This window comes from Actinomadura sp. NBRC 104412, from assembly GCF_030269515.1.
Lineage (GTDB): Bacteria > Actinomycetota > Actinomycetes > Streptosporangiales > Streptosporangiaceae > Spirillospora.
Genome location: NZ_BSTM01000018.1, coordinates 98,243 through 113,461 on the forward strand (window position 1 = coordinate 98,243; position 15,219 = coordinate 113,461).

General features: G+C 67.4%; 17 protein-coding genes. 8 read left to right on the forward strand and 9 right to left on the reverse strand.

Annotated elements, in window-relative coordinates; translation table 11 throughout:
* Positions 1–232 precede the first annotated feature (232 nt).
* Complete coding sequence (locus QSK21_RS22280; protein ID WP_285698596.1) at positions 233–604, reverse strand: ATP-binding protein; 372 nt, start codon at positions 602–604, stop codon at positions 233–235.
* A 148-nt stretch (positions 605–752) separates the two neighbouring features.
* Between QSK21_RS22280 and QSK21_RS22285 the strand changes: the two genes are divergently transcribed.
* The 3 genes from QSK21_RS22285 to QSK21_RS22295 are packed head-to-tail and all read left to right on the forward strand — an operon-like array spanning position 753 to position 1,939.
* Positions 753–1,565, forward strand: coding sequence for a helix-turn-helix domain-containing protein (locus QSK21_RS22285; RefSeq protein WP_285698597.1), 813 nt, complete (start codon positions 753–755; stop codon positions 1,563–1,565).
* Between the two features lie 44 nt (positions 1,566–1,609).
* On the forward strand, positions 1,610–1,729 hold the full coding sequence (locus tag QSK21_RS22290; RefSeq protein ID WP_352231311.1) for a DUF397 domain-containing protein: 120 nt from the start codon (positions 1,610–1,612) through the stop codon (positions 1,727–1,729).
* Between the two features lie 39 nt (positions 1,730–1,768).
* Entirely contained in the window at positions 1,769–1,939 is a 171-nt protein-coding gene (locus QSK21_RS22295) for a DUF397 domain-containing protein (RefSeq protein ID WP_502871590.1), read from the forward strand.
* 777 nt (positions 1,940–2,716) lie between these two features.
* On the opposite strand, the gene QSK21_RS22300 is transcribed toward QSK21_RS22295, so the two are convergent.
* The 6 genes from QSK21_RS22300 to QSK21_RS22325 form a co-directional block, all read right to left on the reverse strand.
* Positions 2,717–3,259: a hypothetical protein gene (locus QSK21_RS22300; RefSeq protein WP_285698599.1), complete on the reverse strand. Its 543-nt coding sequence runs from the start codon at positions 3,257–3,259 to the stop codon at positions 2,717–2,719.
* A gap of 82 nt (positions 3,260–3,341) precedes the next feature.
* Positions 3,342–3,794, reverse strand: coding sequence for a hypothetical protein (locus QSK21_RS22305; protein WP_285698600.1), 453 nt, complete (start codon positions 3,792–3,794; stop codon positions 3,342–3,344).
* Between the two features lie 177 nt (positions 3,795–3,971).
* Positions 3,972–4,424 carry a hypothetical protein gene (locus QSK21_RS22310; RefSeq protein ID WP_285698601.1) on the reverse strand — a complete coding sequence of 151 codons (453 nt, stop codon included), beginning with the start codon at positions 4,422–4,424 and terminating at the stop codon, positions 3,972–3,974.
* A complete protein-coding gene (locus tag QSK21_RS22315) occupies positions 4,414–5,997 on the reverse strand; it encodes a hypothetical protein (protein ID WP_285698602.1) in 1,584 nt (527 codons plus the stop codon). The genes QSK21_RS22310 and QSK21_RS22315 overlap by 11 nt, the downstream gene beginning before the upstream one ends.
* Before the next feature lie 212 nt (positions 5,998–6,209).
* Complete coding sequence (locus QSK21_RS22320; protein WP_285698604.1) at positions 6,210–7,181, reverse strand: hypothetical protein; 972 nt, start codon at positions 7,179–7,181, stop codon at positions 6,210–6,212.
* Positions 7,182–7,319: 138 nt separating this feature from the next.
* Positions 7,320–8,096, reverse strand: coding sequence for a Crp/Fnr family transcriptional regulator (locus tag QSK21_RS22325; protein WP_285698606.1), 777 nt, complete (start codon positions 8,094–8,096; stop codon positions 7,320–7,322).
* A 115-nt stretch (positions 8,097–8,211) separates the two neighbouring features.
* Here QSK21_RS22325 and QSK21_RS22330 point away from each other — a divergent pair, with 115 nt between their 5' ends.
* From QSK21_RS22330 to QSK21_RS22345, 4 genes are all read left to right on the forward strand, one after another.
* Positions 8,212–8,748, forward strand: a complete 537-nt coding sequence (locus QSK21_RS22330) for a hypothetical protein (protein ID WP_285698608.1) — start codon at positions 8,212–8,214, stop codon at positions 8,746–8,748.
* On the forward strand, positions 8,745–9,356 hold the full coding sequence (locus QSK21_RS22335) for a hypothetical protein (protein ID WP_285698609.1): 612 nt from the start codon (positions 8,745–8,747) through the stop codon (positions 9,354–9,356). The genes QSK21_RS22330 and QSK21_RS22335 overlap by 4 nt, the downstream gene beginning before the upstream one ends.
* A gap of 298 nt (positions 9,357–9,654) precedes the next feature.
* Positions 9,655–10,707: a DUF5753 domain-containing protein gene (locus tag QSK21_RS22340; RefSeq protein WP_285698610.1), complete on the forward strand. Its 1,053-nt coding sequence runs from the start codon at positions 9,655–9,657 to the stop codon at positions 10,705–10,707.
* A 73-nt stretch (positions 10,708–10,780) separates the two neighbouring features.
* Positions 10,781–11,608, forward strand: a complete 828-nt coding sequence (locus tag QSK21_RS22345; protein WP_285698611.1) for an SAM-dependent methyltransferase — start codon at positions 10,781–10,783, stop codon at positions 11,606–11,608.
* A gap of 15 nt (positions 11,609–11,623) precedes the next feature.
* Here the strand turns inward: QSK21_RS22345 and QSK21_RS22350 are convergent, their stop codons facing one another.
* Entirely contained in the window at positions 11,624–12,766 is a 1,143-nt protein-coding gene (locus tag QSK21_RS22350) for an acyl-CoA dehydrogenase family protein (protein WP_285698612.1), read from the reverse strand.
* Positions 12,767–12,846: 80 nt separating this feature from the next.
* On the opposite strand from QSK21_RS22350, the gene QSK21_RS22355 reads away from it, so the two are divergent.
* Positions 12,847–13,554 carry a MerR family transcriptional regulator gene (locus QSK21_RS22355; RefSeq protein ID WP_285698613.1) on the forward strand — a complete coding sequence of 236 codons (708 nt, stop codon included), beginning with the start codon at positions 12,847–12,849 and terminating at the stop codon, positions 13,552–13,554.
* A gap of 33 nt (positions 13,555–13,587) precedes the next feature.
* On the opposite strand, the gene QSK21_RS22360 is transcribed toward QSK21_RS22355, so the two are convergent.
* On the reverse strand, positions 13,588–15,210 hold the full coding sequence (locus tag QSK21_RS22360) for a polyamine aminopropyltransferase (protein ID WP_285698614.1): 1,623 nt from the start codon (positions 15,208–15,210) through the stop codon (positions 13,588–13,590).
* Between the last annotated feature and the right edge of the window lie 9 nt (positions 15,211–15,219).

Sequence of the window (15,219 nt, forward strand, 5' to 3'; positions counted from 1 at the left end):
CCTGACCGCGAAGCACAGATGCGGGTCGCGGCGCCCGGCGTACACGGTGACGACGGCCGGCCTTGATGGCGTTCGACATCAACTCGGTGATGATGGACCGCCCGGACTCCGCGTGCCGGTCCAAGCCGACCAAACGGAGGAACCCGGTCATCGCGTCCTGGGCGAGTCCCGCGGAGGCGTCACTGGCCAGCAGGTCTCTGGTCACGGCCGGGAAGTCCGTGCGCGCCACGCCTCACACCACCTCGGCGAAGACGACCTTGCCCCCGGCCGACGGACGGGTGCCCCATCGGACGACCACGCCGGACAGCAGCAGAATCCCGCGGCCGGACTCGTCCGAATCGCCGGGGGCGCACAGGACGGGCGGCCGCGGATCGGCGTCCCACACCTCGATGATCAATCGGACCGGGTCGTCCCCTGTCGGAAAGGCACGCAGGACGATGTCCTGCCGTTTGGACGAATGCCGCCACGCATTGGTCACCAGCTCGCTGGCCACCAGCCGCGGGACGTAGTCGTCGAGGCCGTACCCGCCCGCCACACAGGCCACGAAATCCCGAGCCTCCTTGATCGCTTGCGGCAATGCTTTCAAAACAAGCAAATCGGACATGAAGCGTTTCCTTTCCGCCGTTCTTGTGCTTACCCTGGCGCCAAGTGGGATTCTTGGTGAGAAACAACGAGCGCACCGGTTCAAAGTCCGGCCATCAATGGCGGACTCTGGTGATCTCTGGTCATCCACTGGTCATGAGGAGGATGCAGTGCCGCAACCCCCCAAGCAGCTGACCCCCAGCGACGGCGCGACACACCTGTTCGGATCCGAGGTCCGCCGCTACCGGATGATGATGGGCCTGTCCATCGCCCAGCTCGCGGAGCAGATCAACTACTCCCCCAGCTTCATCGGCGCGGTCGAACGCGCCGAATCCGGCTGCGAACGCGGCTTCGCCGTAGCCTGCGACCAGACCCTGGAAACCAGGGAGGCCCTGGCCCACCTATGGGACGGCCTGTTCTCCCGCCGCCCCGGCAACCCCGTCCCCGAGTGGTTCGTCGAGTGGCCGATCATCGAGGACGAGGCAGAAGCTCTCTGCGTCTACAATCCGTGTGTCGTGTACGGGCTGCTACAGACCGAGGAGTACGCGGAAATAGTCCTGTTCGGTGATCGCCCTCAGGTAGAGGCTCGCCTGGCCAGGCAAGCCGTTCTCACCAAAGCCGACGCTCCTCGTCTCGTTTACCTTCTCCCCGAACACGTGCTGTGGTACGACGTGGGTGGAGCGGGGGTGATGGGGCCTCAGCTCGACCGGCTCTGCGAGGCCGTCTCATCACGTCTCAGCGTCCAGGTCGTACCCAACGGCCAGTCTCACCCGGGCAACAAGGGGGAGTTCACTGTCGCCACGTTGCCCAGAGGAGCCGAAGTCGGCTATGTGGCGACAGCGGCTCGTGGCATGATCCTTGATGCGCACAAGGACATCGCCACGATGAAGGACGACTTCTCGGCGATACGCGCGCATGCATTGCCCGTCGGGATGAGCATCGATCTCATCCAACGCACGAAAGAGGAACGTTGGAAAACTTGAAGTGGCGGAAATCTAGCTACAGTGACAGCAGCGGCGGCCAGTGCGTGGAAGTCGCTGCCCTCCCGCACGGAATTGCTGTCCGCGACAGCAAGAACCCGGATGGTGCGAAGTTGCGCTTGGACCGCGACGCATTCGCAGCTTTCCTGGCCCACGTCAGGAAGTAGCATCAGTCCCCCACCAACCGCAAGGAGGGGTTTTGAATCATACGGAGTGGCCGAAAGGCGAGCTACAGCGACGACTCTGGCGGAAGCTGCATTGAGATCGCGCGCACCGGAACTCAGGTCGCCGTGCGAGACAGCAAAGCCCCGAACGGGCCGCAGCCATCCTTCGGCAATAGCGAATTCGCAGCGCTCATAACTTACGCCAGAAAGTAACCCCCGTACAGAACACCCCCGGCCACCGTCGGGGGTGTTACCTGTTATATTACAAACCTCGCGTGCGGTCGTCACATCCAACTCCCCCGTAACCGCCGTTGTAATCAACACCCGCCGCCACTCCTCCAGCAACCCCAATTGCGAACGCAACACTTCCGCCGCATTTTCTATGCGGGATCGCATCGATATTTTTCTGCTACTGCCGTTGAACCTCACCGTCCATCAACGGCAGGGGCGTTGCCGCAATCTTCGCGGAGCTTGTAGTAGCAATGCCAACCTGGTTTGCAGTTTGCCTAAAGTTCGGACGGCCATGCAGCAAAGCCAGTACGGAGGCCAGATGATCTGGAAGGACATGTCAACGATCCGCCCTTAGCGTAAACGTATGATTCTGATGAATTGATGTTTGATACATCCGCCTCGAACCGACGTCGGGGAACCGGTCGTCGCGCAGGGAGCCGCCCCGAGCGGTCTAAATCACCCCGCGCCGCCGCTCGGCCGCCGCGCGCAACCTGACGAGCTCCGGCGGCCCTCGGCTACGTCCTGCCCGACCCGGGCGCTTACGCCGTCGCCGCCGACGGACGGCAGCAGGTCACCGACGCCACAGGCCGGGTCGTACACCACCCCGCTCGTGTCGCCGGCAAACCGGCGCATCTCAAGGGCTGCCATCTGCCTATCGGATACCGGCATTATCGCTCTACCGATCTTGCGTGCGGGCCACCGAACGTCACGTCACCGATAACAAAATCCCACACATGCGCAACCTGACAGGCGTCCCGGTCAGGCCCCCGACGGCCCTTCGCCCTGGGGAATATGCGGCTGAACGAGCGGACCGACCTCATCCCAGATGCTGGGCAGCCTTTCGTTAACTTCCTTGGCGTAGTCCATCGTCTCCTGTAGGAATGCGTCCAGACCCGCCTCGCCGACGATGCCCTCGTCACGTAGCCGTTCCAAAATGAAAAGCGTGGCGGATACCAAGGCATCCAGGTTCTTCGGGAGGAGGACCTGTTCCTCCAAGGGCAGATTGTCGAGGGCGTTACGGATCCAGTCCTCGGCGACCTTCGGGTCGAGCTCATCGCGGTCCTTGCCCATGGATATCCGCAGCTCCGCGACGAACTCGATGATCGCATTGCGGGTGAACGACTCACCGAACCTCCGCCGCACCGCCACCGTGAAGGCCGAGATGAACAGCCACCACACCGCCTGCATCCGGGCATCCTCTGGATCGCCCTCCAAGGCGGCGAGCCCTTCCATGTCACCCACCATGAACCGCCGCAACAGCTCGAGATCTTCGTGCCGAAACTCGACCTTCGGAGGCTCCATCACGTCTCCAACCCCTCACCGGCCGTCCTCGTTACTACCTTTCAGCAACGATTCGAGCGGCCATCCCAAAAGACAGCATCCATCACATCTCCATCACGTCATCAGCGAGTTGCCTGGCCTCGTTAAGGAGAGATTCGAGCTCGGCATCACTCGCGAATTGCTCGTCGCGTACGAGGGCGACCAGCAACCACAGCTGCGTCTCGAAGATCACCCTTGCATCGATATCGTCGAGGTCGCCCTGATCGAGCGCACAGAAAAGAACACGTTCAGCGATCCTGGGATCAACCTCATCAGCGAAAGCATCGGACATCGATCGTGCGTGGGCAACGTAGGCCACAACCTCACTCCCAGGCACGTACTTGCCATTTCTGATGAACCGCTTCTCCGCCATCTCCAGCAGAGCCGCCGAAACAAGCGCCCCGTATCCGCGTGCCTGCTCTGCCGGATCCAGCTCATCGAGCAGGCGACCGTGCTCGTCACTTCGTCCCCTCAGAAGGGCAAGGAGGGCGTCATATTCCTTGTCCTTAACGGGCACTGTCCCTCCCGGCCTTTTCTTGGTCCACCTGCAGAGAGCTTGGTCGTCCTAAGCGGTCACGCTCACTACAACGATCGCAACAGCGTCATCGCCGGCTTGGAGCGGCTTATTGTCAGTACCAGGCATGTCGGTGGTGCCTTTTCTGCTCAGCCAGGGACTCGGCTCTCATTTTATAATTTATTTTTCGGCCAACCAAATGTCGGCCGTTTTCCTGGCTCGCATGAGAAAGGTATCGAGCTCCTCGTCAGAGAACTGCTCGTCATGGACGAGCGACATCAGCAGATAGAACTGCGCCATGGCAACGTCATTATTGTCGATGTCGGCCAGCTCGGCCTTATCCAGCGCAGCCAACATGACGCGTTCGGCAATGCCGGGTTTGAGCCCCTCCGCGAAAGCCTCTGATTTCTGTCTTGCAAAAGCGACATAAGCGACAATATCGTCATCCGGTGCCGCCACGCCCTCACGCATGAAGCGCTTGTCGATCAGCTCGAACACACCGGCGGCCACGAGTGCCGTGTAACCTCTCCCGACGTCGACAGGGCCCATCTCGTCGATCAGGCGACTGTGCTCCTCGCTCTGTCCGGTAAGCAGTGCCCTCACTGCCGCAACCTGCTTATCACTAACGGTCATGACCACTTCCTATTTTTCGCCCAAGCATCCGCGCGCCCCGCCTCACACCCAAATACACCACCGCACCCGTCACTGCAAGCCCGACGGCGGCGTCTCCTAGCTTCCAGGGCTGATGATCAGCATCGCGCATCTGGCTGGTGTCGCGAACGGTGCTCGGCAAAACATCCTTGTTCGGGTTTGGATGGAAGATATCGCCAGCCTTGTTCCCACCCTTCTTGACCGCGTCGCTGATTCCCTCTGCTTGCTTGAAGAACTGGTGCCTCGCACGCCTGTCGCGGTCGGTCGTTTCTGGATCCGGCTCGGTGATGTCCGGTACGTCCTGTTCTTGATTGGGCTCGCGGGTGCCCTCTCGGGTGCGGTCATAGAGTTCTGGACGGCCGAAATCCTCCGTCCGTTGGGGTGGTTGCTCGCCCGGGCGGACCGCGAAGATCTCCCCTTGTCTCAGCAAGCGCCCGTCCGGACCGACGGGGGCAATGATGTTGGGAGGCCGGTCGGCAGTCGATGGAGGCGAGGGTTCTGCCGTCTGGTCCGGCTTTGGCTGATCTGTTTCTGCTGTGGACGAGTCGTTGCCGTGCTCGGCGGTCTCAGGGCGCTCGGCTTCGGGTGTGGACGGGGTGCGGTCCCTTTCCTGCTCGGCTGGGAATTCGACCTCCTTTGGTTCGGTTGATTCGTCGGGGCGCCGGACGGGAGTCGGGTCGACTCGATCGGTGGACGCGTCGGCGGCTGTGGCTTCGGGGAGTTGCCCTTCGAAGGGGACTTCGCCGTCCCTGCTCTGGTCGATGCGGGGAGCGGACGGGGGTTTCGCCTCGGCGGGCTCGGTTGTGGTGCGGTCGGAGGAATCCGGCGCTTCGCTGTTGGCGGTTTCCTGGCCTGGCTTGGGAGCGTCCGTGCCGGATTCGCTCGGCGGGGTTCTCCAACTGCCATCGTTGTCGCGCGTTCGATCTGCGGCTTGCGCCGGCTGGTCACGGGGGCCGTTGGAGGTCCGATCGGTCTTGTCGTCCGGTGGCTGACCGGATGGGTGTTCCGTGACCTCGCCGGGATGATCGTCGCGGTCGGCGGCGCTGGGCTCAGCGGACTGCGGCGGGGCCTGGCGGTCGAGCGGGTCGCGTTGGCGGTCGTCCCGGACCTCCCGGGACGGTGTCTCGGTACGCGACCGTTCCTGCTCGCTCGTCTCGTCGTCCTGGACGGGGCCGGGGGTCTCCGTCCTGCGTTCGCCTGCGTTGGCGGCGATCCGGCGTGACTCCAGGCGGGATGGCTGGTTCGGCGAGCCGGGATTATCCGGAGGCGGCTCCCCACCACGTCGCCGCGAGCCGGCGGGCGCGTCGTTTGATCTGTCCGCCCTCTCCGGGCTGGTTCGCGCCTCCGTCGACTTCGCGTTCTTCTCGTCGTATTCCTTGCGTTCCTGGGCGTTGAGGCCGGCGTAGCGCTTGCTCTCCAGACGGGACGGCTGGTCGGGCGAACCGGGGTTGTCCCGAAGCTTTACGCCGCCGCCTTGCTGGTCGGCGGAACTGCCCTCCTGCTTGTCGGGCTTGTCAGGAGGCGGCTGGTTCGGATCGTTCCGATCAATCCCCATCGCTTCCCCCGGTATAGGCCACGGGCGGTGCACCACGGGCCTCGGCGTGAGCGTCCATGACCACGGAAATGGCCACCTCCGCTGGTCGGGCAACAGATCACAAAGATCACGGCCACACGAGCGCGGGGACGCGGCCGCCACCTCCACAGGGACGCGCCAGTCAGACTATTAAGTAATTCTCAGAAGGGGAACCAGTCAGGTGGAATCATGCATCAATCGGGCAGTATGCGAAGATTCGCGAAGACCGGAGGGTCTGGGGCACACCTTGGATACCGACCTTCCACACCCTTGAGCAGCGGGCACTTGGGCGGGTCGTCTGGGTCGTTGGGGTGATCTGGCGCTGGTTCGGTCTTACCGAGGAGGACGACTAACCGCGCCACGCCGCTTTCCGGCTGGGGCGGGACGCTTGGGGCGCTGCGGACGGATCCGTTCGATGGTGCCCGTCCCATGCCTTGAGTGGGTGAGGGTGGAACGTACGTTTCGCCGTTGGTTTGGCCAGGGGTGGTGAAGAGGAGCTTCCAGCCCAGGAGGCTGCCCAGGGTCAGGAGGACCAGGGCGGCGGCCAGGGCGATGCGGCGGCGGCCGGGGGACGTAGGTGCGGGCTGTGCGATGGGCAGGCGAATGGGGATGGGTTCGCGGGATGTGGCGGGGCGGGGTGGGGGTGGCTTGATGCAGAGCCAGATCGGTGGGTCGGCGTGGATCCTTGTGAAGTCGCCGGCGTGCAGATTCTCGCCGAACTCGGGTTCGACGTAGTTGCGGAAAAGGCCGTCATCGATGACGACGAGGACGGTTCCGGGCAGGGCGTTACGGAGGGCGTCCTGGAGGCGGGGCAGTTCGGCTTCGAGGACGGCCTGGTCGCGTCCGGGGCCGATGAGGCCGCCGGGGACCTCCTCGCTCGGGCCGCAGGAGAACGCCAGGATCGCCGCGACCTGGTCGGCCTCGTCGGCGTGCCGGTTGTGCCGCGCGAGCTGACGCAGCAGCGAGTCGGGCAGCCTTTCCACGGCGCCGTCGTGGCCGGTCGCCACGGGCATCGCGTAGAGCAGGCCGTCGGCCTCCCCGACCCTGACCACCGCGTCCTGGGGGGCGCCGACGGCCTCGGCGGCGCCGTCCATGAACGTCTTCATCAGGTTCAGCTGCCGGGTCCGGACGTGTACGGGACGTCCCGTGGCCGGGCCGAACGTCACGAGAAGATGCAGTGGACCCGCACGGCCACGTTGCCGTGTCGCGTTCTTCATAGCGGTAGAGCATGCCGCGCCACGCGAAGTGTTGCGAAGCGGGTTGGGCCATCGGATCGGCGCTGTGCACGGTCCATGACACAACGGTCAGGATCGCGCCAGCTCTTTGAGCCGTTGCATGTCCAGCACGATGATGGTCTTCCGCCCGGTCTTGAGAACGCCGTCCTTGCCGAGCCTCCTCAGGACGCCGTTCACCCTGTTGCGCTTGGTGCTGACGTACGAGCCGAGTTCCTCCTGGGTCATCCCGACGGCCAGTTCCAGGCCGTCACGGGTTTCGCGGCCGTGGCGCTCGGTCAGCTCGACGAGGGCGCGCGCCAGGCGGATCTCCAGGCTGCGGGGGCCGTCCGAGTGGCGCCTCATCTGCGCCCGCGCCTTCTCCCCCATGGCCACCTCGAGCCCGCGGCGGATCTCCGGCCGCTCGCGGGCGATCTCGCTCAGCGCGGCGAACGGGACGGCCACCACCAGGTTGTCGCGCAGGCTGGTCCTGACCGTGGCGCTGCGCGGGCCGCCGTCCATGAACGCGAACTCGCCGACGACGTCGCCGCTGGAGCGGATGTCGTGCAGCACGCACCCACGCGGCTTCCGATCGGTGAAGACCTTGACCGCGCCATGGACCAGCAGGAACACCGAGTCGCCCGGCTCGCCCTCCCGGATCAGGGTCACCCCCTCGCCGTGGGCCTGCGGCTTCCCACGCCTCAGCAGGTCCTTGGCGTCCTGGTCGGGCAGGCCGGACAGGAAGCTGGCGTCTGGCCAGGTGTCCCAGTGCCGCCGGACCAGAGCGTCGGCGTCATACTTGTCGATCATCGTGAGTTCCAAAATGATCTCGTGCGGTTTCCGGGCCGCACCGAGCTCGTACTTCGGCACGCGAAGCCCACCCCCGGCTCTCCGCGCACGGGTGCATATGCGAATGCATCGAATGGTACACAGGAAGGGCAGTCACGCCCGCCCCTCCCGTCCGCGGGAGTTAACGTCGTTAACCATGACATATGTACCTCACCAACTTCATCTGTTCTGGCATGTGCGCGACGACGCGGGCGCCATTCGCCGGTCGGTTTCGACGCTCCGCGACGTTGAAAAGATTATTCGCGGCACGCTGGAGGAGGCGGGCGTCCCGTCCCGCGGGACCTGGACCCGGGCGGGTGCGGGCGGGTGGGCGGTGACGCTGCCCGCCGACGCGGACGTGCCGTCCGTCCTCGCCGAGGTGCCACGGCGGGCGGCGGCCAGGCTCGCGCTTCACAACGGGCGCCGCGTCCCGGAGGCCCGGCTCCGGCTGCTCGTCGCGTTCGCGATGGGGCCCACCGTCGGCGGACCGGACGGGCCGGTCGGCCAGGGCCCGCGCGTCGCCGAACGGCTGGCCCGCCTGGTCGCGGCGCAGGAGGAGGCGGAGGCGCCGTTCGCGGTGGTCCTGTCGCGCGCTCTGTACGAGCAGTACGTCGCGCCGGGCTTCCGTCTGGACCTGAGCCCGGACGCCTTCCGGCCGGTCGCGGTGGACGGCACGAAGGCGTGGCTGGCATGAGCGGGGCCGCGAGCACGGACGCGCGGACGGCCTTGTGCTGCGCGGCGGACATCGTCCGCTGGAGCACCCGGCGTACGCCTGAGCAGCTGTTCGCGCAGGACGAGATGAACGAGGTCATGCTGAACGCGCTCCGCTCGGCCGGGCTGCCGGAGCGGATCGACCAGACGGCGGGGGACGGCACCCTGGTGGTGGCGCCCGGCGACATCGATCCGACCGTGGTGATACCGGACCTCCTGTACGCGCTGCGCGTCGAGTTGCGCGCGAGGAACGCCCTGCTCATGCCGCCCGCGCGGATACGGCTGCGGGTCTCGCTGACCATGGGTCTGGTTCCGGCCGGTTCGCTGGGCTTCGGCGGGGACACGATCGTCCGCTGTTTCCGGCTGCTCAACAGTCCTCCCGTCAAGGAGGCCCTCGCTCTCCTCCCCGAGGCCGATCTGGCCGTGATCGTCTCTGGGGTGCTCTATGACGACGTGGTGCGGCACGGCTTCCGGTCCCCCTGTCCGGAGGAGTTCCGGAGGGTGCGCTGTGCGCCGCCCGGCACGGACTTCGGCGAGGATGCCTGGCTCTACGTTCCCGGCCCGTGGACGGAGGGCGACATCGATATCTAGTCAAATACGACAGCGCCGGTCATCCTTCGTCAAGAACGACGCAACAGGCCGGATGACCTCGGACGCCATGCCCGTCTTCTCCGGGGAACTCCCCTGTGGCCATTTTGTGCACCCGGTGCCATCGCAACATCCTGCACCCGGTGCCAAAGAAACGGCTGTCAAGTGAAATCCCAGCGTTCACGGTGAATGTAGGTTTCGCCGGACTTCTTGCGAAGCCGGGGGCTAGGCTGCGCTGCCATGAAAAGGTCCCGTCCGGCCGGAAAGGTGATCGTAGACCGTGCCCGATGATCCCGCAGCCATGATCCATTCCCTCGTCGGCGAGTTCGCGAGGCTGCGCGCATCGGCCGGTCAACCCTCGCTCGCCCTGATCGAGCGGAGGTCGGAGCGGCTCCAGGCGGCCCGCACCGCGACGTACGGCGTGCGCGTGACCCGGCTGCCGCGCTCCACCGTGCACGACCTGCTTCACCGCGACCACACGCGCCCGCCCAGGACGGAACTGGCCGAGTCGCTGTGGGCCGTGCTGTGCGATCTCGCCGCCGAGAAGGGCCGTCCCCCGCGGCCGGACGGCCTGAACCTGCTGCGGCTCCGCCTCGACGCGATCAACGCCGCCTGGCAAGCGCGTCCCGTGGCGACCAAGAGCGCCCCGGACGGCGTGAGCACGGCGTTCGGGAAGGCACCCGCCACGTGCGACAGGGACAGGGACGAGGACGCCCAGCGCAGATGGCTGCTGGACTCGGCCGCGCGCAACACCGAGAACGCGTGGTGGCATGTCGGCCGCCATCTCGTGCCGGAATGGCTGGGGCCCTACCTGACCCTGGAACGCCGGGCCCGCCTCGTCCGCTCCTACGCGCCGCGTTTCATCCCCGGGCTGCTCCAGACGGAGGCGTACGCGCGGGCCGCGTTCCGGCGGGACCGTCCCACGGCGTCCACACCGGAACTGGACGGCCTCGTGCACCTGCGCATGCGCCGGCAGGAACCGCTGTGGCAGCCGAACGGGCTGAGGCTCTGGGCCATCATCGACGAAGGCGTCCTGCGCAACCCCATCTGCGGCGACGAGGCGATGCGCCGCCAGATCGACCATCTCTGCCGGGTCGCCGCGCTCCCGCCCGTGACCATCCAGGTGATGCCCGAGGACGCGCACGGCCACGACTCCGCCGACGGACCGCTCAGCCTGCTGCGTTTCGGGGAGCGGCGGCTGCCGGATGTGGCCTTCGTCGAGCAGCGCGACTACGGCCTCTATCCGACGCGGAGCAACGACGTCGGCCATTACCGCGCCTTGCTGGGGCGTCTCGCGATCGAGGCCCTCTCGCCGGAGGACAGCGAGCGGCTGCTGCGCGGGCTCCGGGGGTGAACGCGTTCTAGGCTCGCGGCGCGCCGTCTGTTCTCATGGGAAGAACGCCACCGACCCCCACGGAAGGGCGATCATGGGAAGCGACGAGCGCGACTTCTTCGCCAGCGCCGAGAAGGACCTCATGGCGGGGATCGACACCAGCGTTCCGCATTCGGCGCGGATCTGGAACTACTGGCTGGGCGGCAAGGACAACTTCCAGGTCGACCAGGAGGCCGGGGACGCCTACACGGCGGTGTTCCCCGGGATCGTCGAGCTGGCGCGCATCTCCCGCGAGTTCCTGGGACGCGCCGTCCGCCATCTGACCGCGGAGGAGGGCGTCCGGCAGTTCCTGGACGTCGGGACCGGGCTGCCGACCGAGGAGAACACCCATCAGGTCGCGCAGCGGATCGCCCCCGACTCGCGGATCGTCTACGTCGACAACGACCCGCTCGTCCTCGTCCACGCCCGCGCGTTGCTGTCGAGCCACCCGGAGGGCGCCACCCATTATGTGGAGGCCGATCTCCACGAGCCCGAGAAGATCATCGGTCTGGCCCGCGAGCACCTGGACTTCGACGAGCCCGTCGCGCTGATGCTGATGGGCATCATGGGCCATGTCACGGACGACGACGAGGCGCTCTCGATCGTCCGGCGCCTGCTCGCGCCGCTCCCGTCCGGCAGCTACCTGGTGCTGGAGGACGGCACCGACACCGACGCCGCCTTCCTGGAGGCCCAGAAGGGCTACGACGACACCGGCGCCGTCCCGTACCGGCTGCGCAGTCCCGCGCAGATCGCCCGGTTCTTCGAGGGGCTGGAGCCGCTGGATCCGGGCGTGGTCTCCCTCCCCCTGTGGAGGCCCGACCCGAGCCCCCTGGGTCCGCCCGCCGAGGCCCATGCCTACGGCGGGATCGGCCGCAAGCCGTGAGCCGCCCGGCGTTCCCTACACCCCGAGGGAACGGCCGATGATCTCCTTCATGATCTCGGTCGTGCCGCCGAAGATGGTCTGGATGCGGACGTCCTGGTACGCCTTGGCGATCGGGTACTCGGTCATGTAGCCGTACCCGCCGTGGAGCTGGACGCAGCGGTCGACGACGCGCTTGAGCAGCTCGGTGTTCCAGTACTTGAGCATCGCGGCCTCTTCGGCGCTCAGCTCGCCCCTGCTCTCCTTGAGGATGCACTCGTCGGTGAACGAGCGGGTGACGGTGAGCTCGGTCTTCATCTCCGCGAGCGTGAACCGGTTGTGCTGGAATCTGCCGATCGGCCGCCCGAACGCCTCCCGGGTCTTGCAGTACTCCAGGGTCTGCTCGAAGGCGGCCTCGGCCCCCGCCTGGGCGGTGGCGCCGATCGACAGCCGCTCGCGGGCGAGGTTCTGCATCAGGTAGATGAACCCCATGCCCTCCTCGCCGAGGAGGTTGGCCTGGGGGACGCGGACGTTGTCGAAGAACAGCTCGGCGGTGTCCTGGGCGTGCATGCCGACCTTGTCGAGGTTGCGGCCCCGTTCGAAGCCCTCCATGCCGCGCTCGACCATCAGCAGGCTGACGCCGTGCGCCCCGGCGGACGGGTCGGTCTTGGCGACCACGATCACCAGGTCGGCCAGGATGCCGTTCGAGATGAAGGTCTTGGAGCCGTTCAGCACGTAGTCGTCGCCGTCCCGCACCGCGGTGGTCTTGATGCCCTGCAGGTCCGAGCCCGCCGCCGGCTCGGTCATCGCGATGGCGGTGATCAGCTCGCCCGAGCAGTAGCCGGGCAGCCAGCGCCGCTTCTGCTCCTCCGAGCACAGCTTGAGCAGGTAGCTCCCGTTGATGTCGTTGTGGACGGCGAAGCCGGGGCCGTGCACGTTGGCCCGCGCCAGCTCCTCGTTCAGGACGACGTAGTAGCGGTAGTCGGCGATGCCGCCCCCGCCGTACTCCTCGGGGACCTCGATGCCGAGCAGGCCCTGCCGCCCGGCGGCCAGCCACACCTCGCGGGAGACGATGCCGTCCCGCTCCCACTGCTCGTGGTACGGGGTGATCTCCTTCGCGATGAAGGACCGCACCATGTCGCGGAACGCCTCGTGCTCGTCGGTGAAGATCTCACGTGCCATCCGGCGGGCTCCTCGCGCCTGGGTAAGTCATTCCTGACAGCAATAATGTAACACTGGAGCTGTCACATAGGAGGCCAGGGTTGCCCGACGACGAGATGACGGTCGACGAGCTCGCCGCCCGCGCCGGCCTCACCGTCCGCACGGTGCGGTTCTACGCGGGGCGCGGCCTGCTCCCGCCGCCCCGCCTGCGCGGCCGCACCGGTTGGTACGGACCCGACCATCTCGCGCGGCTGGAGCTCGTCCGGGAACTCCAGGCGCTCGGCCTCACGCTGGCGGCGATCGAACGGCACATGGAGCGGATCCCGGACGACGCCTCCCCCGAGGACCTGGCCCTGCAACGCGCGCTGCTGTCCCCGTGGGCGCGCGAGGAGCCCGAGCGTCTCGACCGGAGCGAGCTCGACCGGCGCATCGGCCGCCGGCTCGACGACGAGGCGCTGAAGAAGCTGGCCGCGCTCGGCGTGATCGAGCAGCGGCCGGACGGCACCGTCCTCCTGCTCGGGCCGGGCTCGCTCGGCACCGCGGCCGAACTGTCGGCACTGCCCCTGGACGCCCTGATCGCCATACACGAGTCGATCGAACGCCACACCTCGGAGCTGGCCGCCGAGCTCCAGCGCGTCTTCCAGGACACGGTCGTACGCCCGTACCGCGAACGGGGCCGCCCACCGGAGGAACGCGACGCCCTGCTGGAACTCGCCGTCAAGCTGAAACCCCTGATGATCCACTCCCTGGTCGAGTCCTTCCAGAGGGCCGTGGATCGCGCCATCCGGCAGTCGACCTCCCGCGACTGACTCCAGCGCCCCGCCCGTCCGGTGCGGAACCCGCTACACGTCCTTCCATTCGTCGTTCTCGTACTCGACCAGGCGGGGATGGACGAGGGTGTTGACGCCGACGTCGGTGCGGCGGAGGTCCTTGGCGAACGTGGCGGACGCGCGGAGCACCTCGGCGTCCAGGAAGCGCAGGCCGGAGGGCGGCGAGGCCGCGAGGCCCAGCGTGGGCGGTGCCGCGGACGACGAGGCCAGAACGTAGCCCCAGTCGCCGAAGCTGGGCACGTCCACGTGGTACGGGACGGTGGACAGCCCGGCCGCGCGGATCGTCCTCTCGATGCACCAGAACGAGCGCGGCGCGAAGAACGGGGAGCCGGACTGGACGACCATCCGCCCGCCCGGAGCCAGCGCGCGCCGGGCCAGGCCGTAGAACTCCACCGAGTACAGCTTCGCGGTGGCCACGTCGTCCGGGTCCGGCATGTCCACGATGATCGAGTCGTAGCGGCGCGGCGCCGAGCGCAGCCAGGAGAAGGCGTCGGCGGTGACGACACGGACCCGCGGGTCGTCGAAGGCGTGCCGGTTGAGGGCGGCGATCTCCTTGTGGGTGCGGGCCAGCCGGATCATCTCCGGGTCCAGCTCGACCAGGGTCGCGCTGCGCACGTCCGGGTAGCGCAGCACCTCGCGCAGCGCCAGGCCGTCCCCGCCTCCGAGGATCAGCACGTCCCCGCGCGCCCCCGCCAGCGCCGGGTGGACGAGCGACTCGTGGTAGCGGTACTCGTCCACCGAGGAGAACTGGAGGTCGCCGTTCAGGAACAGGCGCAGGTCGGTGCGGCCGGACAGCGTCACCTTCCGGGTCACCACGATCTCCTGGTACGGGGTGCGCTCGGCCAGCGTGATCGGGTCCTGGTAGAGCGCCTGGCGGGCGGAGACCTCGAAGTCGCCGGCGAGCGCGTAGGTGCCGCCCAGGACCGCCAGCACCGCGGCCATCCCCGCCCACAGCGCGGCCCTGGCGCGGTTGCCGATCTGCCGCCGGAACAGCCACAGCACGACGGCGATGCCCGCGACGGCGTTCACCGCGCCCACCAGCAGCGCGCCCCTGATGTGCCCGAACAGCGGCAGCAGGAAGAACGGGAAGGCCAGCCCGCCGATCAGCGCGCCCACGTAGTCGGCGGCGAACAGGTCGGCGACCGCGCTGCCCGCGTCCTGCCGCCGGATCCGCTGCAGGAGCGTCATCAGCAGCGGGATCTCCGCGCCGATCAGCGCGCCGACCGCGAACGCCACCACCACCAGCGCGGGCACGTACAGGTTCAGCCAGGCGAACGCCGCGTACAGAGTTAGCACCGACAGCCCGCCCAGCAGCGCCAGCGCGCCCTCCACCACGGCGAACGCGGCGACCGGGAACCGCTGCAGCGGCTTGGCGGCCAGCGACCCGACCCCCATCGCGAACACCATCACCGACAGCACGATCGACGCCTGCGTGACCGAGTTGCCGATCAGGTAGCTGCCCAGCGCCACCAGCGCGAGCTCGTACACCAGGCCGCAGGCGGCGCAGGTGAACACGGCGGCCAGCACGAGCGCGCGGGCCGCGCGGGCGGGCAGCCGCAGCGCTTCCGCACCGTCGGGGCGCTCCTCCCCGTCCGGCGCGGAGGCCGCGCCGGACGGGACCTGGGTTTCTGTCATGGGGACCTC